Raw genomic sequence first — 22915 nt, 5'->3', positions numbered from 1 at the left:
GCAGCGAAGGCATTCTTGTTGTTCCCCTTTTTAAAGCGGTACTAAGCCGAGTTGATCAGCTTGCATAACCGACTTTAGCTGGACTAAAGTACAACAATAGACGCGAGTCAAGCGGAAAGAAAATCATGCCTCTCGATACCGATGAGGCGCCAGCGGCAGACGCCGGCGCCCCCCTCACCGACATGCCTGTGGCCGCAACGATCGGCCAGATGCTGCGCGCCCGCCGCAAGGAAATCGGCAAGACGATGAAGCAGGTCGCGCGTGAAGCCGGCCTCACGGAGGGCTTCATCAGCCAGATCGAAAGAGGTATTTCAACCCCCTCGCTGATCTCGCTCTACAATGTCGCCAATGCGCTCGGCACCAGCGTCGATACGTTCCTGTCGCAGCCGCCGCAGCACGCCCATTCCATTGTGTCTCACGCCGGCGAACGCCGCGGTTACAATGTCGAGACGAAGGAGCGTGTCTATGAACTGCTCGAGCGCGGCTTTCCCGGCGCCCAACTCAACGGCTGCATCACCCACATGCCGGCCGGCTACGCTTCCGAGCTGACCAGCCACGAGGGCGAGGATTTCCTCTATCTGATTGAAGGCGAAATGCTCTACGAGATCGACGGCAAGGAATATGTCCTGAAAGCGGGCGACACCCTGCACTTCCCCTCGTCGCTACCGCACCGCGCCCGCAACATCGGCGCAGGGCCGGCTCGTGAACTCTGGGTCGGCACCACGCGCATCATTGCCGAGGAATAACCCGCTCGGGGGCCTATTGTTTGCGCGGCCAGGTATCCGCGAGCCGATAGCCTGATGGCCACGGGTCGGCCGGATCGAGCATCACCTGATGTGTGCCGGTGACCCAGGCGCGACCGGAAATTTCCGGAACGATCGCTGGGCGCCCGCCAACCGTCGTTTCGCCGACGATGCGGCAATCGAACGTCGAATCGATGATCGAGTGGCCGACAAAACGCTGGCCAACCTTGATCTGCCCGCGCGCGTGAAGCACCGCCATCCGCGCGGAGCAGCCGGTGCCGGTCGGCGACCGGTCGAGCTTTGCCGGCTGGATCACCACTGTGTTGCGTCCGTGCAGGACGCCATCGCGCTCTTCCACCGGCAGCGTCAGCTGGCAGAACGAGATATGTGCCCATTCCGGGTTTTCCGGATGCGCGAAGCCGAGCTGCTCATTGGCTGCGCGCGTGATCTTGATGCCGGTCTCGGCAAGCTCGCGCGCTTCATCCGGCGTCACGGAGAAGCCGAATGTACGAGCATCGGTGATGACGAAGCTGTCGCCGCCATAGGCGGTGTCGACGGTGAGTGTGCCGAGCCCTTCCACCTCGATCTTGGCATCGAGTTTGCCGGCAAAGGACGGGACGTTGGTGACGGTGATGCGCTCGGCCTTGCCGTTGCGGCAGGTGGCAACGACATCGACGAGCCCGCCGGGCGCCTCCAGCACCATTCTCGTCTCCGGCTCCTGCATCGGCACGATGCCGCTGTCGAGCAGGACGGTCGAAACGCAGATCGAGTTGGACCCGGACATCGGCGGCGTGTCTTCAGGCTCCATGATGATGAAGCCCATAGTCGCGCGTGGATCCTTTGGCGGCACCAGCAGGTTGATGTGGCGGAAAACACCGCCACGCGGTTCGTTGAGCACAAAATTGCGCAAGGTCTGATCCTCGGCGATGAAGCGTCGCTGCTCCCACAGCGTCTTGCCCGGCGGTGGCGCAACGCCGCCGACGATGACATCGCCGACTTCACCCTCGGCGTGGCAGGAAACAATATGAATGACCTTGCTGCTGCGCATCTTTCGCCTCCACGCGATGCATGCGGACCGCATCCACATGCCATGCCTTGATATCTGTACGCCGACACTCGGGAGACTGGCTCTCTTTTCGGTGACCAAACGGCCGCCGCAGCCGACGTGGGACCAGTCATAGAAAGATTGGATCCAATATACAATCTGAAATATACGATTTTTTGCGCAAAGCCGCGACCTCTGTTGCCCGACCAAGAGAATGGACCTATGACCAGAACCACAGCAGTTTCCGCACTGTCAGGGACACAAAGCCGCCGGGGTTTAGACGCGATGAAACTCGATGCCGTTGATGTCAGGCAAGCCGCTTCCGCAGCCGATATCGTCTACGAGGCATTGCGCAAGGCGATCATCGAGGGTGCGCTTGCCGAGGGGGAGAACCTGCGGCAGGACCAGATCGCCCAGATGTTCAACACCAGCCGCATCCCCGTGCGCGAAGCGCTTTCGCGCCTTGAACAGCACGGGTTGATCACAACGCAACGCTACAAAGGCGCTGTCGTTGCCGGCCTTTCGATCGAAGAGATCGAAGAGATCTTCGAATTTCGCGCTCTGCTGGAGGCGGAGGTGATCCGGCTTGCCGTGCCCAATATGGATCGAAGGACGCTCGAACTCGCCCGCAGGCATTGCGACGAGTTCGGCAAGGAATCCGATTCGGCGAAGTGGGGCGAAACCAACCGGAACTTCCACTACAGCCTCTATGAGGCCGCGCGGCGGCCTTACTACCTGCAGATCGTGCGCGCCTCGCTCGACCGCATCGATCGTTATCTGCGCGCGCAGCTGACGCTGACGGATGGCATGAAGCGCGCAGCGCGCGAGCATGAGGCGATCCTCAATGCCTGCGCCAAAGGTGACGCCGATCTGGCATCGTCGCTCACCCGGGATCACATCCTCGACGCCGGCCGTTCGCTCGTCGTTTTCCTGAAGGAGCAGAGAAGATAGGCGCCCATTCGCAGTGGCGCCGCCTCACTAGGACATGTTGCTCGCTCTCGCGTAAATTGTCGTCCAACTCTTGAACGTCCGTGGTTGACAAGGCATCAGGAACCTTGAAAAAGTGAAGCCCTATCGAGACCGGCTGCGTTGGGAGGACTTATGTCTGTGCGCGCGTTTTTCGGCCTTTCCGCTCTTCTTGTTTCTGTTTTGGCCGCCGGATGTCCGGCTTTTTCGGCTGAGACCGGCCGCCAGGTCGAGATCACCCAGGATGGTGACTATTTCGGCTTCGATCTGCGAACCGAACAGAATGTCTCGCTGGATCAGTGCGAGACCGCCTGCATCGCGGACCAATCCTGCCGCGCATTCACCTACAATCCCAAGGTGAAATGGTGCTTCCTGAAGTCCGACTTCAATCAGTTGAACGACTTCCCCGGCGCCATCGCCGGCAAGATCGTCCAGGCGCAGGCCGTGCAGCCGGACCTCGGCGCGCCGCCGCGACTCTCGTTTCTCTCCGACCAGATCCTTCAGGACGCGCGCGACGCCAAGGCGAACCTTTCACTTGCCGACGATCAGCAGGGCTTCGGTGTCAACAACCTGATCGAAACGGCGCGCGCGCAGGCGGAATCGGGCATTATCGACGGTGCATTGAAGGCGTTCCAGGGCGCGCTTGCGATCACCCCTGATGACAGCGAGCTGTGGCTTGAAACGGCGCGCACGGCAAATCGCGTCACCGGCAATACCGATGTCGCGACGCAAGCCGCCCTTGCGGCGATCAACGGCTATCAGCTGACGCGGACCGCAGAAAGCCGCGCCCATGCGCTGGCCGTTCTCGCCAAGGCGCTGGAAAATGCCGAGAATTTCCGCGGCGCCCTCAATGCCTACAAGGCCAGCCTCGAACTGGTGCAATCAAAAACGGTCGAGACCGCCTACCTCGACCTGAAGGAACGCAAGCGCTTCCGCGTCATCGAAAACACCGTTGATGCCGATAGCGCCTCGCCGCGCGCCTGCGTGCAGTTTTCGGAGCAGCTACTAAAGAGCGGCGCCGACTATGCCTCCTTCGTCACACTAGACGGCGCTGCCCCGAAAGCAGTGGAAGCCAAGGGCGACCAGATCTGCGTTGAGGGTCTGTCGCATGGCCAGCGTTACAAGCTGACGCTGCGCACCGGCCTGCCCTCGTCGGTCGATGAAGTGCTTGAGGCGCCGGTCACTCTTGAGGTCTACGTCAAGGATCGCGGCCAGGTCGTGCGCTTTACCGGCGACAGCTTCGTGCTGCCCTCGACCGCGCGCCGCGGCATTCCGCTGGTTTCCGTCAACACCGACAGCGCCAAGCTCAAGCTCTACCGCATCGGCGATCGCAGCCTGGCGCAGGTGCTGCAGAACTCGCAGTTCCTGACGCAAATCGACGGCTACAGCGCCCAGCGCATTCAAGACGAAAGCGGAGAACTGGTCTGGGAAGGTTCGATCGCCATCGACAGCGTCCTCAACAAGGAAGTGGTCACCAGCTTCCCGGTCGATGAAGCATTGCCGAAGCGCAAAGCCGGCGTCTACGTGCTGACCGCAGCATCCGAAACCGGCCTCAGCCAGGATTGGGACGCCCGCGCTACCCAATGGTTCGTCGTCTCCGACATCGGCGTGTCGACCTATGCCGGCACCGACGGCCTGAACGTCTTTGCCCGATCGCTCGCAACCGCAAAGCCGATCGAAGGTGTCGAGCTGCAGCTTGTCGCCAAGAACAACGAAATCCTCGGCACGGCAACGACGGATGGCGACGGCCGCGCCACCTTCACCGCTGGTCTCATCCGCGGCACCTCCGCCCTGACCCCGGCCGTAATCACAGCCAAGAGCGGCGAAGACGACTTCGTTTTCCTCGACATGACGAGGGCGGGATTCGACCTGTCGGATCGTGGGGTCACCGGCCGTGCGGCGCCCGGCGCCATCGACGTCCTCGCCTGGACGGAGCGCGGCATCTACCGCGTCGGCGAAACGGTGCACGCGTCAGCACTTGCCCGAGACGTTAATGGCGAGGCCATCGAGAATCTGCCGCTCACCTTCGTGTTCCTGCGCCCTGACGGCGTCGAATACCGCAGGATGATCAGCGACGGCGGCAAGCTCGGCGGCCACACGCTCGATCTCGATGTTCAGGAAAACGCCATGCGTGGCACCTGGACGATGCAGATCTTCACTGATCCCAAGGCCTCGCCGATCGGCGAGAAGCAGTTTCTAGTCGACGATTTCGTGCCGGACCGCACGGAGTTCGATCTGACGAGCGAAGCAAAGGAGATCGCTGTCGGCGAACCGGTACAAGTCGTGGTCGATGGACGCTATCTCTATGGCGCACCGGCCGCCGGCCTCGAGCTTGAGGGCGAAGTGGTTCTGAAGCCGACGCGCGAAAGTGCTGCCTTCAAGGGATATTTCTTCGGCCTTGCCGACGAAGAGGCGAGCGAGGACACGCGTCTGCCGCTTGAGGACCTGACGGCTCTCGATGACGACGGCAAGTCGACCTTCGACGTGGCTTTGAGCGAAGTGCCGTCGACGACGCAACTGCTCAACGCCAATGTCACCGTGCGGATGCGCGAGGCCGGCGGTCGCGCCGTCGAAGGATCCTTGACGCTGCCGGTAAAGCCGGAAGGCGCGATGATCGGCATCAAACCCGAGTTTTCGGGCGACCTTCAGGAAAACTCCGTCGGCAAGTTCCGCGTGATCGCCATCGACCCCGACGGTGCCAGGGCCGCCATGCCGGGTGCGCTCTGGAAGTTGATCAGCGTCGAGCGCAACTATCAATGGTACCGAGACGGAACCGCCTGGAAATACGAGCCGGTGGTCACCACCAAGCAGGTTGCGAACGGCACGCTCGACGTGACCGCCGATGGAGGCGAGATCGCCGTGCCCGTCGGCTGGGGCCGCTACCGTCTCGAAGTCGAGACGGCGGCCCTCGACGGACCGACATCGAGCGTCGAATTCGATGCCGGCTGGTATGTCGCATCGACATCGACCGAAACGCCCGATGGCCTCGAAATCGCGCTCGACAAGGAAAACTACGCCGTCGGCGAAACCGCCAAGCTCAAGGTTTCACCGCGTTTTGCCGGTGAACTGCTGGTAACCGTCGGCACGGAAGGCCTGATCACGACAAAGAGCGCGACGATTGTCGCCGAGGGTGGCGAGATCGATTTGCCCGTCACCGCCGATTGGGGGGCCGGCGCCTATGTCACCGCGACACTCTATCGGCCTGGTGATGCACAGGAAAGCCGCATGCCTATGCGCGCGATTGGCATCAAATGGCTGACCGTTGATCCGGCTGAGCGCAAGCTTGCCGTGGCCATCGAAGCGCCCGAAAAGACCGAACCGCGCAAGCCGCTCGATATCAGCCTGCAGGTGGCAGGGGCCGGCGCCAACGAAGAAGCCTATGTCACGATTGCCGCGGTCGACGTCGGCATCCTGAACCTGACCCGCTATGAAGCTCCGGATCCTGCCGCCTGGTATTTCGGCCAGCGCCAGCTTGGTCTTGAAATGCGCGATCTCTACGGTCGCTTGATCGATGGCTCGCTTGGGGCGACCGGCAAATTGCGCACCGGCGGCGACGGCGGCCAGGTCGCGCTGCAGGGAAGCCCGCCCACCGAAAAGCTGGTGGCGTTCTTCGAAGGTCCGGTGAAGCTCGACGCCGATGGCAAGGCGACCGTCAGCTTCGATATTCCGCAGTTCAACGGCACGGCGCGGATCATGAGCGTCGCCTGGACGAAGTCCGGCGTCGGCCATGCTGTCCGCGACGTCGTCATCCGCGACCCGATCGTCGTGACGGCGAGCCTGCCGCGCTTCCTTGCGCCGGGAGACCGCGCCGAACTGCGGCTCGACATCGCCAACACCGACGCTCCGGCCGGTGACTACCAAGTACAACTGACCACCAACGGACCGGTGACGGTGGAACAGACCGGCGCCAGCGAAACGGTACGCCTCGAACAGGGCGGCAAATCGGTTCTGACGCTGCCGCTGGTCGGCCAACACACAGGCGACGGGCTCGTTACTGTCCAGCTCACCGGCGCCTCCGGACTTTCGCTCGAGCAGGCGCTCAACATTCCGGTGCGCCCGGCCACACTGCCGGTCACGCAGCGACAGGTGGTCAACCTTGCGGCGGGCAGCAGCCTGACGATCGACGGCCAGTTGCTGGCAGACAGCGTGCTCCAGGGCGCGTCGGTTTCGCTGAGCGTCACCCGGTCTGCGGCCTTCGACATTCCCGCCATCCTGATGGCGCTCGACCGCTACCCCTATGGCTGCACCGAGCAGACGACGAGCCGGGCGCTGCCGCTTCTCTATATGAGTGAATTGGCGAAGCAGTCCGGCCTTCCCGATGACGGCGAAGTGACCAAGCGGGTGCAGGAAGCGATCTACCGCGTGCTCTCCAACCAGTCGTCGTCCGGCAGCTTCGGCCTGTGGGGGCCGGGCTATGGGGACCTCTGGCTCGACGCCTATGTCACCGACTTCCTGACACGCGCACGTGAACAGAAGTACGACGTGCCTGAGGCAGCGATGGTGCAGGCACTGGAAAACCTGCAGAACGGCCTCGGCTATGACACCAATGCCAAGGATCGCGGCAACGAGATCGCCTATGCGCTCTATGTGCTCGCACGCAACCGCAAGGCCGCCGTCAACGACATCCGCTATTACGCCAACACGCTGATCAATGATTTCCCGACGCCATTGGCCAAGGCTCAGGTCGCAGCGGCGCTGGCGCTCTACGGCGATGCCCAGCGGTCAAAGGAAATCTTTGCGTCCTCGGCCAACATGTCGACCGGCCTCGTCAATGTCGGCCTGTCGCGTTCCGACTACGGTTCTTCGCTGCGCGACGACGCGGCCGTCCTGGCTCTGGCCGCCGAAAGCCGTCCGGTTCCGCCGATCATTCCGGAACTGTCGAAGATCGTGGCACGGCAATGGGAGCAGAAGAAATATACCAGCACGCAGGAACAGGCCTGGATGCTGCTTGCCGCCCGTGCCGTTCAGGGCGGCGACGAGGACATGCTGCTTGACGTCAATGGCGCGTCGAAGACCGGCGGCTACGCCGCGCGGATGCCCGGCGATGCGCTTCTGTCTCATCCGGTGGTGATCAAGAACGAGGGGGCGGACGCCGTCTCCGCCGTGGTCACCACGGTTGCCGCCCCGGCTCAGCCACTGTCGGCCGGCGGTGACGGCTTTGCCATCGAGCGCACTTATTACACACTCGATGGTGCCGAAGCTAATGTCAGCCAGGCCAGGCAGAACGAGCGCTATGTCGTGGTGCTGAAGGTCACCGAAACCAACGATTGGCCGTCCCGCGTGCTTGTTTCGGACCTTTTGCCGGCCGGTTTCCAGATCGATAACCCGAGCCTGGTCGACAGCGCCCAGCTGACGAACTTCGAATGGCTCGGCGAGATTACCGCGACGCATACCGAGTTCCGCAACGATCGCTTCGTCGCCGCCTTCGACCGCGCTACCGGCGATAGCCGCGAGCTGACGCTCGCCTATGTCGTCCGCGCGGTGAACCCCGGTGTCTACGATCATCCTGCCGCAAGCGTCGAAGACATGTACCGGCCGCAGTTCTCGGCGCGCACCGCGACAGGGCGTATGGAGGTTCTGGCAGCCCAATAGGCCCGATAATGTCGATAAGGCAAAAATTGCTGATCGCGATCCCCGTCGGCCTGTTGCTGACGGGGCTGTCTGCCTTTGCGCTCGACAAGGCTGACCAGGCATTTCCGCCGCCACTGGGAGCGGCTGGCATCGTGTCTCGCGAGGTTCTCGACGTCGACGGCCAATTGCTCAGGGCCTTTGCAACACCTGACGGTCTCTGGCGGCTGAACACGACTGTCGGTGACGTCGACCCGCAGTTTCTGCGGATGCTGGTTGCCTATGAGGACCAGCGGTTTCGCGAGCACGCCGGCATCGACTTCCTGGCGCTCGGCCGCGCCGCGCTGCAGTTCGTCACCAACGGCCGCATCGTTTCCGGCGCCTCCACCCTTTCGATGCAGGTGGCGCGGCTGATCGAACCGCGCGAACAACGAAGCATTGCGGCCAAGCTGCTTCAGATTGCGCGCGCGATCCAGATCGAGCGTCGGCTGTCCAAGGACCAGATTCTCGACCTTTATCTCAGCCATGCGCCCTATGGCGGCAATCTTGAGGGGGTGCGCGCCGCAAGCCTGGCCTGGTTCGGCAAGGAACCGAAGCGACTATCTGTAGGCGAAGCCGCGCTGCTGGTGGCGCTGCCGCAATTGCCGGAAAAGCGTCGGCCGGACCGCAACCACGCCGCAGCCGAAGCTGCCCGCAAGCGCGTCCTGACCCGGATGGCGGTTGCCGACGTGATCGGCGAAGGCGAAGCTGAACGGGCCGCGATGACGGCCATTCCGAACCGCCGCCTTCAGTTGCCGGCCTATGCCGCCCATCTGGCCGAGACGGCGCTTCGCAAGCAACCGACGGCCGTGCAGCATCACACGACGCTGCGCCGCAATGTCCAGCGCGGCCTCGAAGCGGTTGCGCGCGAGGGTGCGGCCAAACTGGGACCGAGAGTGTCCGTCGCCATGATCATGGCCGACGCACGCACGGGCGAGATCATCGGCGAAGTCGGCTCGGCCGATTATTTCGACGCGAGCCGCTCGGGCTGGATCGATATGACGCGGATCACCCGCTCGCCCGGTTCGACGCTAAAACCCTTCATCTACGGTCTCGCCTTCGAGGAGGGCCTGGTCAGCCAGGAAACCATTATCGAGGATCGACCGGCCGATTTCTTCGGTTACCGCCCGCGCAATTTCGACATGAGCTACCAAGGCGACGTCAGCGTGCGCCAGGCGTTGCAACTGTCGCTCAACGTTCCGGCCATTCGCCTGCTCGACGTCGTCGGCCCTGCCCGGCTGATGGTCAGGTTCCGCCGCGCCGAGGTGAAGCCTGTGCTGCCCGCAGGCGAGGCACCCGGGCTGGCAATCGGCCTTGGCGGGGTCGGCCTGACGCTGCGCGATCTCGTGCAGCTCTATGCGGGTCTTGCTAATCGCGGCTTCCCGGTGCGGCTCGGCGATGGCATCACCGGCACGGCCGGTCTGATCGACGGCGAACCGCTGCTTTCGCCCGTTTCCGCCTGGCATGTCTCGGATGTGCTCTCGGCCGTCTTGCCGCCGGCGGGAAGCCGGCAGCGCGGCATCGCCTACAAGACCGGCACCAGCTATGGCTATCGCGACGCCTGGTCGGTCGGCTACGACGGCCGTTATGTGCTCGGGGTCTGGGTCGGGCGGCCGGACAATGGCGCCGTTCCGGGGCTGACCGGCTATGGCGCGGCCGCGCCCATTCTCTTTGAAGGCTTTGCCAAATCCGGATTGCCGATCACGCCGCTGCCGGATGCACCGCCGGGCGCTGTGCGCATCTCCCAAATCGAGCTGCCGATCAGCCAGCGCCGCTTCTCGATGACCGCAAGCGGCCTCGTCAACGCCTCGGCGCGCGAGCCGGCGCCACAGATCGTCTTTCCGCCCGAGGGCGCGCGTGTCGAACTTGGCATCGACCATGAGACCATGTCACCGCTTACTTTGAAGCTGCAGGGCGGCCGCGCGCCCTTCCGGTGGCTCGCAAATGGCAAGCCGTTGCCCGATCCGACCCGCCGGCGGACGACGCAATGGCAGCCCGATGGCGCCGGCTATTCCACCCTCACGGTCATCGACGCCGTGGGTCGGGCCGCCAGCGTGCGCGTCTTTATCGAATAGATGAGACCCTCAGTCGGCTGCAGTTTGCGCACGTCGCTCGACCCGGCGTGAACGGTCAGAATACCGCCGAGGCGCCCGACTGTCCGCGTATGGAGGGTTACGGTGCATCCCGCCAACGGGTCTCACCGCATCCACTCCTTCGGATCAATGGCAACCGGTAGTGGAATGACCAAATTTGCGACCAGCACCGCGTAAGATTGACGAAATAGTAGTTCTATCAGGAGAGGTTGCAGTCGCTCACGCTGTTTGCATCGCCTCCGCACGCGAACCTGTTTATGGTTGCGGACAATTGCTGATATCAATGAAGGATTGCTGAAATGTCGAAGGCCATGAACGTCATCGTTGCCGACGACCATGCCATCGTTCGCGAAGGCTTGAAGATGCTACTTTCGACGATGGCGGGCATATCCGTGGTTGCCGAGGCCGCCGACGGCGAAGCCGTGTTGGCGCTTGCGAGAAGTGAGCCGGCAGACCTTCTGACCCTCGATCTCGGCATGCCGGGCGTGGCAGGCATCCAGTTCATCGCCGACATCAGGGAACTGGCTCCGAGAATGAAGATCCTAGTGCTGACCGCCAATATCGAACCGCGAACGGTCCGCGCCGCCATAGATGCGGGCGCAAGCGGTTATCTCACGAAGAACGGCGACCCGGCCGAGCTTGCCTCTGCCGTTGACGCGCTTGGCGCCAACGAAATCTACCTCGCACAATCGATACGCTTTGCCGTCAGCCACCCGGAGCGACGGACCTTGCCGTCCGCGACCGACGAAGCGCTTTCGCCCATTCCCCTGACCCGGCGGGAGATGCAGATCCTTTCGCTCGCGGCTCAGGGCCTGACGGCTCGCGAGATTGCCGAACGGCTTGGCATCAGCCCGCTCACCGCGCGCAAGCACCGCGAAAACCTGATGCGCAAGCTCAGCCTGCATAGCGCTGCCGAACTCGCCGCCTACGCTGTGCGCATCGGCCTGCCCATTGGCTGAAATCCGCATGCCGCGCCGGCTCCAGCGGTGACATTCCCTTAACCACCACATCATTGGCCGCAGGTTCGAGGCTCCGAAATACGGCACCTGCCGTATGTCGCCGATCTACAACCAAGCGTAGTTCTCTGCCGACCCGATTCCGCACCGACGGGGTCGGGCCGAATGCCACGCTGCCGGAGGGGCAGCCGGCAAACCGGAGGAACTGCGATGCCCTCGATCGAGCACTGGATTTCGTTTGCGGTCGCTACGGCGATCTTTGCCTGCATGCCGGGGCCCGCCATTCTCTACATGACGGCGCAGACCTTGGCGCATGGCCGCAAAGCCGGTTTTTTGGCCGCATTCGGCATCCATATCGGCTGCTATGTGCATATTGCAGCCGCAACCCTCGGGCTTGCCGCCCTTCTCAGCCATGCACCGTTTGTCTATGCGGCAATCAAACTTGCCGGCGCCGTCTATCTGGTCTGGCTTGGCGGCACGATGCTGCTCGGCATCGGCAAGCATGATACGCATAAGACCGATGCCAAGCCCGGCGTGCTGCGCGACAGCATCCTCGTCGAAATCCTCAACCCTAAGACGGCGTTGTTCTTCGTGACGTTCCTGCCGCAATTCGTCGACCCGGCAGCGGCAATGCCGGTCTCCCTGCAGTTCCTGGTCTTCGGCATGCTGGTCAATCTGGCGTTGTCGGCCGCTGATGTCGCCGCTGTGATACTCGCATCCCTGACCCTTGGTCGCTTCACCGGCCAGAGCAGCCTGGTCCCGCGGGCATGCGGTTCGATCCTCATCGGCCTCGGCATGATGCTGGCAACGCAGTCCGTCTGACACGAGGGGTCTTGCGATCAAACCCTTTCCTATCCCGATTGTTTCGGCGATGATATCCGGGCCTTGAACGTCAGCGCAAAGCTCGAAGTCCTTCGGATGCCATCGCAAGGCTATGGATGACGTCCGTGCGAGAGGAAAACGGTCGCATGCTCAGCCCTGCCGAGATTTCGCAAGCAGCCGAGAGCCTTCACCAGGCCGAAATCGATCGCAGCCAGGTCGGCCTGTTATCCCTCAAACATCCGGGGATGACGATAGACGACGCCTATGCGGTTCAATCCGCCTGGGTGCGGCGCAAGCGGGACCTCGGCCGACGGATCATCGGCTTCAAGATCGGGCTGACGTCAAAGGCCATGCAGCAGGCGCTTGATATCGACACGCCGGATTCCGGCGTGCTGTTCGACGACATGCTGTTCGAGGATGGTTCAACCATTCCCGCCGATCGCTTCATCCAGCCTCGCGTAGAGGCCGAAATCGCCTTCGTGATGAAGGCGCCGCTCAAAGGGCCGCGCGTCACTATCCTGAACGTGCTCAACGCCACCGACTTCGTGATCCCCGCGCTTGAGATCCTCGACACCCGCATCGTCAGACGCGATCCCGAGACACAGCAAGCCCGAGGGATCGCCGATACGATCGCCGACAATGCGGCCAATGCCGGGCTGATCCTTGGCGGACGACCGATGCGCCCCGACGCGGTTGATATGCGCTGGATGGGCGCCATCCTCTCGCGCAACGCCGAAGTGGAAGAAGCCGGATTGGGGGCGGGCGTTCTCAATCATCCCGCCCATGGCATCGCCTGGCTCGCCAACCGCTTGGCGCAGTATGGCGACGCGATCGAACCGGGCCAGATCGTGCTTTCCGGCTCGTTCGTGCGTGCGGTGGAGGCGCGCAGCGGCGACACCTTCGTTGCGGATTTCGGCAATCACGGCACGGTCAGCTGCCACTTCGCCCGAAGCGCCGCCTGACCCAGCGGCACCAATGTCTTAGGCACCCATCCTCGCGTCCTATTGCACCAGGATTGCGCGGAAATCATTGACATTCGTGCCGGTCGGCCCGGGCTTGAAGATATCACCGAGCGCGTCGAAGGCACTCCAGCTATCATTCCGCTGCAGGAGTGCTGAGGCGTCGAGCCGCTGTGCGGCGAGCCGGGCGATCGTCGTTCCGTCGGCAAAGGCGCCGGCATTGTCCTCGGAACCGTCGATGCCATCGGTATCGGCGGCAAGCGCCGCAACGCCAACGGCGCCATCAATGCCAAGGGCCAGCGACAGCAGGAACTCGCTGTTGCGTCCGCCCTTGCCTGCCCCGCGCATGGTAACGGTCGTCTCGCCGCCGGAAAGAACGACAACGGGCTTCGCGAAGGGGCGGCCGCGGCCTGCGACCTCACGGGCGATTGCCGCGTGAACACTGCCGACGTCACGCGCCTCGCCTTCAATCGCGTCGGAGAGAATGATTGCCTCGATGCCGGCCTCCCGCGCCTTGGCGGCAGCCGCCTCGAGCGAGACGGAAGCGGATGCGATCAGGCGTACTTCGTTGGCAGCGAAACGCGGGTCGGACGGCGACGGCGCATCGGCAGCCGGATCGGCGAGCCACGCCAGAACCTTTTCGGGCAATTGCAGGCCATAGCGCTCGATGATCTTCAGGGCGTCGGCACGAGTGCTTGCGTCGGGCAGGGTCGGACCGGAGGCGACCAGCGCCGGGTCATCGCCGGGAATATCAGATACGATGAGTGAAACGACCTTCGCCGGATAGGCCGCGGCCGCGAGCCGGCCACCCTTGATCAATGAGACGTGCTTGCGCACCGCATTCATGGCGCTGATCGGCGCGCCCGAGGCGAGCAGCGCCCGGTTGACGGCGACTTCATTGTCCAGCGAAAGGCCTGGAGGTGGTGACGGCAGCAGGGCCGATCCACCACCGCAGACAAGAGCAACGACCAGATCGTCTTCCGACAGGCCGCTGACCTCGGCGATCAGGCGCCGAGAGGCCTGCAGACCGCTTTCATCCGGCAGCGGATGCGATGCTTCCAGCACCTCGATACGCTGGCAAGGGGCTGCGTAGCCGTAGCGGGTGACGACGACGCCGGAAAGCGGACCATCCCAATGTCGCTCGAAGGCCTGTGCCATCTGCGCCGCACCCTTGCCGGCGCCGACGACGACGGTCCGGCCCTTCGGCCGCTCCGGCAGGTTGGCGGCAATCACCAGTGCCGGGTCGGCAGCGGCAACCGCCGATGTGAACAGCGTTTCCAGAAACGTGCGCGGATCGGCAATGGCTGCCATGTCTCTCCCCTTCATCCAAGATCTCGGGCGGCGGCTCCTCCTTCCGCCGCCCGGAGGCACGATCGGCAGACGGAACGGGCCGCCGGTCGATCATGCGTATTTTCATGCTGTCGTAGCGGTGCTTCAGGCGACCTGATGGTTCGCCATGCGCTCAAGGGCACGCACCAGGCCGGAATGGTCAAGCCCGCTGTCACCATTGGCGGCGCAGTTGTTGAACAGCTCCTGCGTCGCTGCCGTGTTCGGTAGCGAAATGCCGAGGGATTTTGCGCCCTGCAGCGCCAGGTTCAGATCCTTCTGGTGCAGCGAGATGCGGAAGCCCGGATCGAAGGTGCGCTTGATCATGCGATCGCCATGCACTTCGAGAATACGCGAGGAGGCAAAACCACCCATCAACGCTTCGCGAACCCGTGCCGGATCGGCGCCGGCCTTCGACGCGAAGACGAGCGCCTCGGACACCGCCTCGATCGTCAGCGCAACGATGATCTGGTTGGCGACCTTGGTCACCTGGCCATCGCCACAATCGCCGACGAGGGTGATGTTCTTGCCCATCAGCTGGAACAACGGCAAGGCCCGGTCGAAGCTCTCCTGAGAGCCGCCGGCCATGATCGAAAGCGAAGCGTTCCTGGCACCGACTTCGCCGCCGGAGACTGGTGCGTCGACGTATTCCGCACCGGTTTCGCGGACCTTTTTGGCGAATTCCTTGGTCTCGATCGGCGAGATCGAGCTCATGTCGATGACCAACTTGCCCTTGGAAAGGCCGTAGGCGACGCCGTTCTCGCCGAAGAGAACGTCCTTCACTTCAGGCGTGTCCGGCAGCATCAGGATGATCGTGTCGACCGCCTCGGCAAGTGCCTTCGGCGTCTCGACAAACGTCAGGCCATTGTCGAGCAGTTCCTGCCGCGGCGGGATCGCAAATTTCGAAGTGATGATCGTATGCCCGGCATCCTGCAGATGGCGTGCCATCGGCGTACCCATGATGCCCAGTCCAATAAAGCCGATCGTTGCCATTGTGCTTAACTCCTGATCTTGATGATGTCTGCGGATTGCGTGCGCTTGCGCTCGGTGCCAAGCCAGCCAAGGCCCTCGACCGTGGTCGTGCGCGGCTTGTATTCGCAGCCGATCCAGCCGTCGTAGCCCGCCTCTTCGAGCGCATCGAAGACGTAGGGATAGTTGATCTCGCCCGTACCCGGTTCGTTGCGGCCCGGGTTATCGGCAAGCTGGACGTGGGCGATGCGGCCGGCAAAGCGCCTGTAGGTACCGATGAGTTCGCCTTGCGTGCGCTGCTGATGGTAGAGGTCGTACTGGATGAAGAGGTTGTCGCTGCCGACCTCGTCGATGATCGAAGCGGCCTGCTCGACCGTGTTGAGGTAGAAGCCGGGAATATCGAAGTGGTTGATCGGCTCGATCAGCAGGCGAATGCCCTGCTTGCCCAGTTCGCTCGCGGCCAGCTTGAGGTTGGCGACCAGCGTGGTGCGCAGCACGGCTTCCGAGACCCCGTCCGGCGCGATGCCGACCAGGCAGTTGACCTGCTTGCAATCAAGCGTGGTCGCATAGTCGATGGCGCTCGCCACGCCCTTGCGGAACTCGTCGATCCGGTCGGGCAGGATGGCGATGCCGCGCTCGCCGCCGGCCCAGTTGCCGGCCGGCAGGTTGTGCAGCACTTGTTTCAGACCGTAACGCTGCAACTCGGCGCGCAGGCTGACCTTCTCGAACTCGTAGGGGAAGAGATACTCGACGCCTTCGAAGCCGGCTTTTGCAGCAAGGGCAAAGCGATCGAGGAACGGCGCCTCGGTAAACAGCATTGTCAGGTTCGCAGCGAACTTCGCCATGCGATTTTTCCTCCTTGTGATAGTTTTCAATCGAGAAGCGCTTCGATCGCGGTCGGTGCATCTTCGCCACGCGCCGCCAGTTCCTCGAACTCGACGACGGAGTTGATGTCCGCACCCATGGCGATGTTGGTGACGCGCTCGAGGATGAACTCGATGACGACGGGAACCTGGTGCTCATCCATCAGGGCGCGGGCGCGGTCGAACGCTTCCTGGAACTCGTTGGGGCTGCGCACCCGGATCGCCTTGCAGCCGAGACCCTCGGCAACGGCGACATGGTCGACGCCATAGCCCTTCTCCGCGTCTTCAGACGCATTGATGTTGTCGAAGGCGAGGCTGACTTCGAAGTCCATGTTAAAGCCGCGCTGCGCCTGGCGGATGAGGCCGAGGTAGGAATTGTTCACGACAACATGCAGGTAGGGCAGCTTGTGCTGGGCGCCGACCGCCAGTTCCTCGATCATGAACTGGAAATCATAGTCGCCGGAAAGTGCGACGATCGGCCTATCGGGATCGGCGGCACGCACGCCAAGGGCAGCCGGCAGGGTCCAGCCGAGCGGACCGGCCTGGCCGCAATTGATCCAGTTGCGCGGCTTGTAGACGTGCAGGAACTGCGCGCCGGCGATCTGGCTGAGGCCGATGGTCGACACATAGCAGGTGTCGCGGCCGAAGGCCTTGTTCATCTCTTCATAGACGCGCTGCGGCTTTAGCGGCGTCTGGTCGAAATGGGTCTTGCGCAGCATGGTCCGCTTGCGCTCGCGGCATTCTTGCGCCCAGCCCGACCAGTCGCGCAGCTTGCCGGCGGTCTTCCATTCCGTCGCAACGTCAAGGAAGAGCTTCAGCGCTGCCCCCGCGTCTGAGACGACGCCGAAATCCGGCGCGAAGACGCGTCCGATCTGCGTCGGTTCGATATCGACGTGAACGAACTTTCGACCCTCGGTATAGGTCGGTATGTTGCCGGTGTGGCGGTTTGCCCAACGGTTGCCGACGCCGAGCACGAAGTCGGAGGCGAGCATGCTGGCATTGCCGTAGCGATGCGACGTCTGCAGGCCGCACATGCCGGCCATCAGCGGATGATCGTCCGGGATCGTACCCCAGCCCATCAGTGTCGGAATGACAGGAACGCCGGTGATCTCGGCAAATTCGGTCAAGAGATCCGAGGCGTCGGCATTGATGATGCCGCCACCGGCGACGATCAACGGCCGCTCGGCCTCGTTCAGCATCGCAATGACCTTCTCGGCCTGCGCGCGCGTCGCCTTCGGCTTGTAGGGCTCGAGCGGCTCATACGTCTCGGGATCGAATTCGATCTCGGCCAGCTGGACGTCGACCGGCAGGTCGATCAGCACCGGCCCCGGTCGTCCGGAGCGCATCAGGTGAAAAGCCTTCTGGAAGACGAATGGCACCAGCGCCGGCTCCATGACGGTGACAGCCCACTTGGTGACAGGTGCTGCGATCTTGGAGATATCGACGGCCTGGAAATCCTCCTTGTCCAGGCGGGCGCGCGGCGCCTGCCCGGTGATGCAGAGGATCGGGATCGAGTCGGCGGAAGCCGAGTAAAGGCCGGTGATCATGTCGGTGCCGGCCGGGCCTGACGTGCCGATGCAAACGCCGATGTTGCCGTGCTTGGCGCGGGTGTAGCCTTCCGCCATATGCGAGGCGCCCTCTACGTGGCGGGCAAGGATGTGGCGAACCGAGCCGCGCGCCCTCAGAGCGGAATAAAACGGATTGATTGCCGCACCGGGCACGCCGAAAGCACAATCGATGCCCTCTTTCTCAAGAACGTAAACAGCCGCATCAACGGCACGCATCTTAGCCATGGGAACTCCTCCTATTTGATGAGACGATACCCCATTGTCATCAATGTTCAACATTTAAATGGAATTCATTTCCACCAGATGGAAATAAACATCTTCAAGAATTTCGAAACAATCAATCCTGGTCCTGCTAGAGGATGATAGGAATGACTCGGCTGCTGGAGGATGGATCATGGATGCGACAGGCAAGGGAAAACGCGGCCGAAAGGCGGGCGAAAACGCAGCGCCCGGCTCCGTGCAGGTGCTCGACCGTAGCCTGACGCTGCTGGCGGTCGTTGCCGAAAGCGACGGCTCGACATTGACGAACTTGTCCGATGTCACAGGCATGGCGCCATCGACCGTGCACCGGCTGCTGACGTCTCTGGCCAACCACGGCATGGTGATGAACGACCCCGACACCGGCGCCTGGACGATCGGCCTCAAGGCATTCGAGATCGGCAACGCCTATCTGCGCTTCCGCAAGCTCGGCACCATCAGCCGTCCGTTTCTGAAACAGCTGATGGAAGAAAGCGGTGAGACTGCCAATATCGGCATCGAAGAAGGCGGCGATGTCGTCTTCATCTCGCAGGTGGAAAGCCATGCCCCGATGCGGGCCTTCTTCCGCCCCGGCCGGCGCGGGCCGATCCATGCCTCCGGAATCGGCAAGGCGATCCTGTCGACCTGGGCCGACAAGGATGTCGCGCATCTGCTGGCTGGACGCGACCTGGCGCATTTCACCGACAAGACACGCGACAACCTGTCGGCGCTGCTGCAGGACATCCAGAAGATCCGCCAGCGCGGCTGGTCGATCGACGACGAGGAACACACGCTCGGCATGCGCTGCGTGGCAGCGCCGATCTTCAACGAATATGGGGAAACGATCGCCGGGATCTCGATCTCAGGACCATCCGTGCGCGTCAATGACGACAAGCTCTTGGTGCTGGGACCGGTCGTGCGCGAGCGCGCCGATGCCTTGACCCGGGCCATGGGCGGCAAGCGCCCCGAAGATCTCTGATAAGGAGATCTTTGACAAGAAAGCCTCCCCTTGTGGGGGAGGCTTGCGTACGGCGTTGATTGGAACGTTCAGCGTCGAACGTTGGGAGACCACGCTTCCGCGATGGTTCAGACCGTCTCGAATTTCCGGCCGCCTGTGGCTTCTGTCTCGGCTGCCTGGTTGCTGGCAAGATGTTTCATCGGCTTGCCGGCAACATAGGTTTCGGCCACCGATCGGTCGTCGCCCATCGTCTGCAGGATGAAGAGTTCCTCGGCGAGCGTCTTGGCCACGCGCATTCTCAGCTCCATCGACGGCTTGGCGCGACTGTCGAGCACGACGATATCGGCGTCGGCGCCGATATGCAGCGAGCCGATGCGGTCGTCGAGATCGAGCGCCCGCGCGTTGCCGAGCGTCATCATGTAGAACGAGTTGAACGGCGAAAGCCGCTGACCCTGCAGATGAAGAACCTTGTAGGCCTCATCCATGGTTTCCAGCATCGAGAAGCTGGTGCCGGCGCCGACGTCCGTTGCCACCGACCAGCGCGCGCCGAGTTTGTCGAAACGGTCGCGGTCAAAGAGGCCCGAACCGAGGAACAGGTTCGAGGTCGGGCAGAAAGTGCCGACGGCGCCGGTCTCGGCGAGAACCGAGATCTCGCGATCGCTGAGGTAAATGCAGTGCCCGAGCAACGTCTTGCGGGTCAAAAGATCGTAGCGTGCATAGATGTCGGTATAGTCCTTCGCTTCCGGGTAGAGCGACGTCGCAAAGGCGATCTCGTCCTTGTTTTCGGACAGATGCGTCTGGACGTAGCATTCCGGATGTTCGGCGACGAGCGCCCGGCTCATCTCCATCTGTTCCGGCGTCGAGGTGATGGCGAAACGCGGGCTGATGGCGTAGTGGGCGCGGCCGCGGCCGTGCCACTTGCCGATCAGTTGCTTCGTCTCGTCATATCCGAGTTGAGGCGTGTCGCGCAGCGCATCGGGCGCATTGCGATCCATCATTACCTTGCCGCCGATCATCAGCATGCCGCGGCTTTCCGCAGCGCCGAAGTAGGCATCGACACTCTCCGGATGCACCGAACAATAGGCAACGGCCGTGGTGGTGCCGTTGGAAAGCAGTTCGTCCATGAACCGGCCGGCAATGAATTGAGCATGCTCCGGCTGGCGGAACTTTTGTTCCTCGACGAAAATGTAGGTGTTCAGCCATTCGAGCAATTGCGCACCATAGGACGCGATAGCCTGCGTCTGCGGGAAATGCAGATGCGTGTCGATCAGGCCCGGCAACACCAGGTTCGGTCGATGATCGGCAACCTTGACTGCTGGCCCGGCCCTGCGGGCAACGTCCGAATGCTCGCCGATATCGGCAATCTTGCCGTTGCGAACCAGCACGGCGCCATCTTCGAAGTAGCGATAGGAGGCGTGGTCGTCGATGCCTTTGGGCGCCTCGACAAACGTCAGCACGCGGCCGCGGATCAGCAAATCGGTCATTGAACCTTCTCTCCCTTTACGACCGTCTCATACCAGGCGACGAGGAGCTTGCGCTCCTCGTCCGATATGCCGGTGACATTGGCCGGCGGCATCGCGTGCGAACGGCCGGCCTGCAGATAGATTTCGCGTGCGTGGGCGGCGATCTCGCCGTCGGTCTCCAGCGTCACGCCCTTCGGCGGCACGACCAGCCCTTCCCAGCCGGGCTCCTTGGCGTGGCACATGGAACAGCGGCCAAGCACGGTGTCGCGAACCTTCGGAAAGGCCTCGGCGGTAACGAACGGCTGCTGCGCCGCCGAAACCTTCGCCTCCTCGTCGCCGCTCAGGATCTTCGGCACGGTCGACAGCCACATGATGACAATGAAGAGCAGCGCGGTCGCAAGCCACGTCCAGGTCGGATTGCCCTTGTCGGCGTGACGGGTGTTGAAATAGTGGCGGATGGTGACGCCCATCAGGAACACCAGCGAGGCGATGATCCAGTTGTACTGGGTGCCGAAGGCCAGCGGATAATGGTTCGACAGCATCAGGAACAGCACAGGCAGCGTCAGGTAGTTGTTGTGCGTGGAACGCTGCTTGGCGATGACGCCGTATTTGGCGTCCGGCGTGCGGCCGGCGATCAGGTCGGCAACGACGATCTTCTGGTTCGGGATGATGATGAAGAAGACGTTCGCCGACATGATCGTCGCGGTGAAGGCGCCCAGATGCAGGAAGGCGGCGCGGCCGGTGAAAAGCTGCGTATAGCCCCAGGCCATGCCGACGAGGATGAAATACAGGAGCACCATCAGCTTGGTGTTGTCGCGGCCGGCCGGCGACTTGCAGATCGCATCATAGGCAAGCCAGCCGAAGCCGATCGATGCCAGCGAAATGGCGATCGCCGTCGTCTTCGATACGTCGAGCACATTGGGGTCGATCAGGTAAAGGTCAGCGCCGGCGTAATAGACCATGCACAGCATGCCGAAACCGGAAAGCCAGGTGACGTAGGATTCCCATTTGAACCAGATCAGGTGCTCCGGCATGTTTGATGGAGCCACCAGATACTTCTGGATATGATAGAAGCCGCCGCCGTGGACCTGCCATTCCTCGCCGTAGGCTCCAACAGGCAGATCGGGTCTTTTCTTCAGGCCAAGATCGAGCGCGACGAAATAAAACGACGAACCGATCCATGCGATACCGGTGATGACGTGTAGCCATCTCATGGCAAAGGTGAGCCAATCCCAGGCTATGGCATACTCGTACATGCAATTCTCCCATTTCTCCGTGGCGCATTATGTGTCATTGCTGGAGGCCGCGGGAACGTCGCTGGTTCACCAACACTTTCAAAAAAATCTATAAAATCGCGACGGAATGGATGCGTTAGATAGTGCCCGGAGGAGAGATCGGGAGGCATGTCATATCTGGACAATGTTCGCGTCTTCGTACGCGTCGTAGAGCTTGGAACCCTGTCGGCAGCTGGTCGCGACCAGCGCGTAACGCCGGCGGTTGCCAGTAATAGAATCAAAGAGTTGGAGCGCCACATGGGCGTTCGGCTGTTCAATCGGACGACGCGCAAGCTGACCCCGACGGAGCACGGCCGTGTGTTCTACGACGGTGCCGTCAAGATTCTCGAAGCTGTCAATGAGGCGGAGAACGCCATCGCGGATCTGTCGCACAATCCGAAGGGTGCGCTGAAGATTACCGCTCCGTTGGGGATAGGTCGGCGGCTGATCGCCTCGGGCATTCCGGAGTTTCACGACAAATATCCGGATATCGAGGTGCGGCTCAGGCTCTCCGACCACAATGTCGATATCCTGTCGGAAGGCGTCGATGTCGCCTTCAAGCTCGGCATCCTCGAAGATTCGAACCTGCGCATGCGTGGCATCATGAACTGCGAGCGCGTCGTCTGCGGCGCACCGGCCTATTTCGAGAAGCGCGGCGTGCCGCAAACACCCGACGAGCTTATCGCCGACAAACATGACTGTCTGCTGCTGCGCTATCCCGGTTCCAAGGAGTACTTCTGGACATTGCAGACGCCTGAGGGTGTCAGGAAGCTCGAAGTGACCGGGCCTTACGATTCGGATGATGGCGATGTGTTGACCCAATGGGCGCTCGATGGTCGCGGCATCATCAACAAGCCTCTCTTCGAGGTGAAGAGCTACATCAACACCGGCGAGCTGGTGCCAATCCTTGCCTCGACACCGCCGCTCGGCGTGCAACTGGCGGCGATCTATCCGCACAAGCGCTTCCAGGACCCGAAGGTTCGGCTGATGATCGACTATATGGCGGAGCGCTGTCAGCGGCTGATCGGCAAGATGCTCGCCTAACAGCCCCGCCTAAAACAGCGCT

Annotated in this window: 16 protein-coding genes; 9 read left to right on the top strand and 7 right to left on the bottom strand. The window is 62.5% G+C overall.

Translation table 11 applies throughout. The features are described 5' to 3' along the window. Positions 1–125 precede the first annotated feature (125 nt). Positions 126–746, top strand: coding sequence for a helix-turn-helix domain-containing protein (locus tag C6558_RS10575; protein ID WP_082555520.1), 621 nt, complete (start codon positions 126–128; stop codon positions 744–746). A 13-nt stretch (positions 747–759) separates the two neighbouring features. Here C6558_RS10575 and C6558_RS10570 read toward each other — a convergent pair whose 3' ends face one another. Beyond that, entirely contained in the window at positions 760–1791 is a 1032-nt protein-coding gene (locus tag C6558_RS10570) for a proline racemase family protein (protein ID WP_057218117.1), read from the bottom strand. A gap of 282 nt (positions 1792–2073) precedes the next feature. On the opposite strand from C6558_RS10570, the gene C6558_RS10565 reads away from it, so the two are divergent. From C6558_RS10565 to hpaH, 6 genes are all read left to right on the top strand, one after another. Further along, the gene (locus C6558_RS10565) at positions 2074–2739 is read left to right on the top strand and encodes a GntR family transcriptional regulator (RefSeq protein ID WP_025428611.1); all 666 of its coding nucleotides are present in this window, start codon (positions 2074–2076) and stop codon (positions 2737–2739) included. A 156-nt stretch (positions 2740–2895) separates the two neighbouring features. Then, positions 2896–8346 (top strand): alpha-2-macroglobulin family protein, encoded by a 5451-nt coding sequence (locus C6558_RS10560; RefSeq protein WP_107027264.1) that lies wholly within the window; start codon positions 2896–2898, stop codon positions 8344–8346. A gap of 8 nt (positions 8347–8354) precedes the next feature. Beyond that, a complete protein-coding gene (pbpC, locus tag C6558_RS10555; protein WP_057218119.1) occupies positions 8355–10436 on the top strand; it encodes a penicillin-binding protein 1C in 2082 nt (693 codons plus the stop codon). 317 nt (positions 10437–10753) lie between these two features. Continuing rightward, a complete protein-coding gene (locus tag C6558_RS10550; protein ID WP_057211243.1) occupies positions 10754–11413 on the top strand; it encodes a response regulator transcription factor in 660 nt (219 codons plus the stop codon). A 207-nt stretch (positions 11414–11620) separates the two neighbouring features. Beyond that, positions 11621–12232: a LysE family translocator gene (locus C6558_RS10545; RefSeq protein WP_025428607.1), complete on the top strand. Its 612-nt coding sequence runs from the start codon at positions 11621–11623 to the stop codon at positions 12230–12232. A 146-nt stretch (positions 12233–12378) separates the two neighbouring features. Further along, on the top strand, positions 12379–13194 hold the full coding sequence (gene hpaH, locus C6558_RS10540) for a 2-oxo-hept-4-ene-1,7-dioate hydratase (RefSeq protein ID WP_057211245.1): 816 nt from the start codon (positions 12379–12381) through the stop codon (positions 13192–13194). 39 nt (positions 13195–13233) lie between these two features. On the opposite strand, the gene C6558_RS10535 is transcribed toward hpaH, so the two are convergent. From C6558_RS10535 to gcl, 4 genes are all read right to left on the bottom strand, one after another. Beyond that, positions 13234–14502 carry a glycerate kinase gene (locus C6558_RS10535; protein ID WP_057211247.1) on the bottom strand — a complete coding sequence of 423 codons (1269 nt, stop codon included), beginning with the start codon at positions 14500–14502 and terminating at the stop codon, positions 13234–13236. A 123-nt stretch (positions 14503–14625) separates the two neighbouring features. Next, a complete protein-coding gene (gene glxR, locus C6558_RS10530; protein ID WP_057211249.1) occupies positions 14626–15510 on the bottom strand; it encodes a 2-hydroxy-3-oxopropionate reductase in 885 nt (294 codons plus the stop codon). Between the two features lie 5 nt (positions 15511–15515). Continuing rightward, the gene (gene hyi, locus C6558_RS10525; protein ID WP_057211251.1) at positions 15516–16331 is read right to left on the bottom strand and encodes a hydroxypyruvate isomerase; all 816 of its coding nucleotides are present in this window, start codon (positions 16329–16331) and stop codon (positions 15516–15518) included. Positions 16332–16357: 26 nt separating this feature from the next. After that, positions 16358–18142: a glyoxylate carboligase gene (gene gcl / locus C6558_RS10520; protein WP_025428602.1), complete on the bottom strand. Its 1785-nt coding sequence runs from the start codon at positions 18140–18142 to the stop codon at positions 16358–16360. 169 nt (positions 18143–18311) lie between these two features. On the opposite strand from gcl, the gene C6558_RS10515 reads away from it, so the two are divergent. Next, positions 18312–19133: an IclR family transcriptional regulator gene (locus C6558_RS10515; protein ID WP_025428601.1), complete on the top strand. Its 822-nt coding sequence runs from the start codon at positions 18312–18314 to the stop codon at positions 19131–19133. Between the two features lie 107 nt (positions 19134–19240). On the opposite strand, the gene guaD is transcribed toward C6558_RS10515, so the two are convergent. Beyond that, positions 19241–20596, bottom strand: coding sequence for a guanine deaminase (guaD, locus tag C6558_RS10510; RefSeq protein ID WP_057211253.1), 1356 nt, complete (start codon positions 20594–20596; stop codon positions 19241–19243). Continuing rightward, the gene (locus C6558_RS10505) at positions 20593–21831 is read right to left on the bottom strand and encodes a urate hydroxylase PuuD (RefSeq protein ID WP_025428599.1); all 1239 of its coding nucleotides are present in this window, start codon (positions 21829–21831) and stop codon (positions 20593–20595) included. Before C6558_RS10505 ends, guaD begins: the two co-directional genes overlap by 4 nt. 147 nt (positions 21832–21978) lie before the next feature. Here C6558_RS10505 and C6558_RS10500 point away from each other — a divergent pair, with 147 nt between their 5' ends. Next, the gene (locus tag C6558_RS10500) at positions 21979–22893 is read left to right on the top strand and encodes a LysR family transcriptional regulator (protein ID WP_025428598.1); all 915 of its coding nucleotides are present in this window, start codon (positions 21979–21981) and stop codon (positions 22891–22893) included. The last annotated feature ends 22 nt before the right edge of the window (positions 22894–22915 follow it).

Origin of the sequence: Ensifer sp. NM-2 (genome assembly GCF_003024455.1) — a bacterium.
Lineage (GTDB): Bacteria > Pseudomonadota > Alphaproteobacteria > Rhizobiales > Rhizobiaceae > Ensifer > Ensifer canadensis.
The sequence above is the reverse complement of the archived record's forward strand: the minus strand, read 5'-3'. Positions and strand labels throughout refer to the sequence as shown.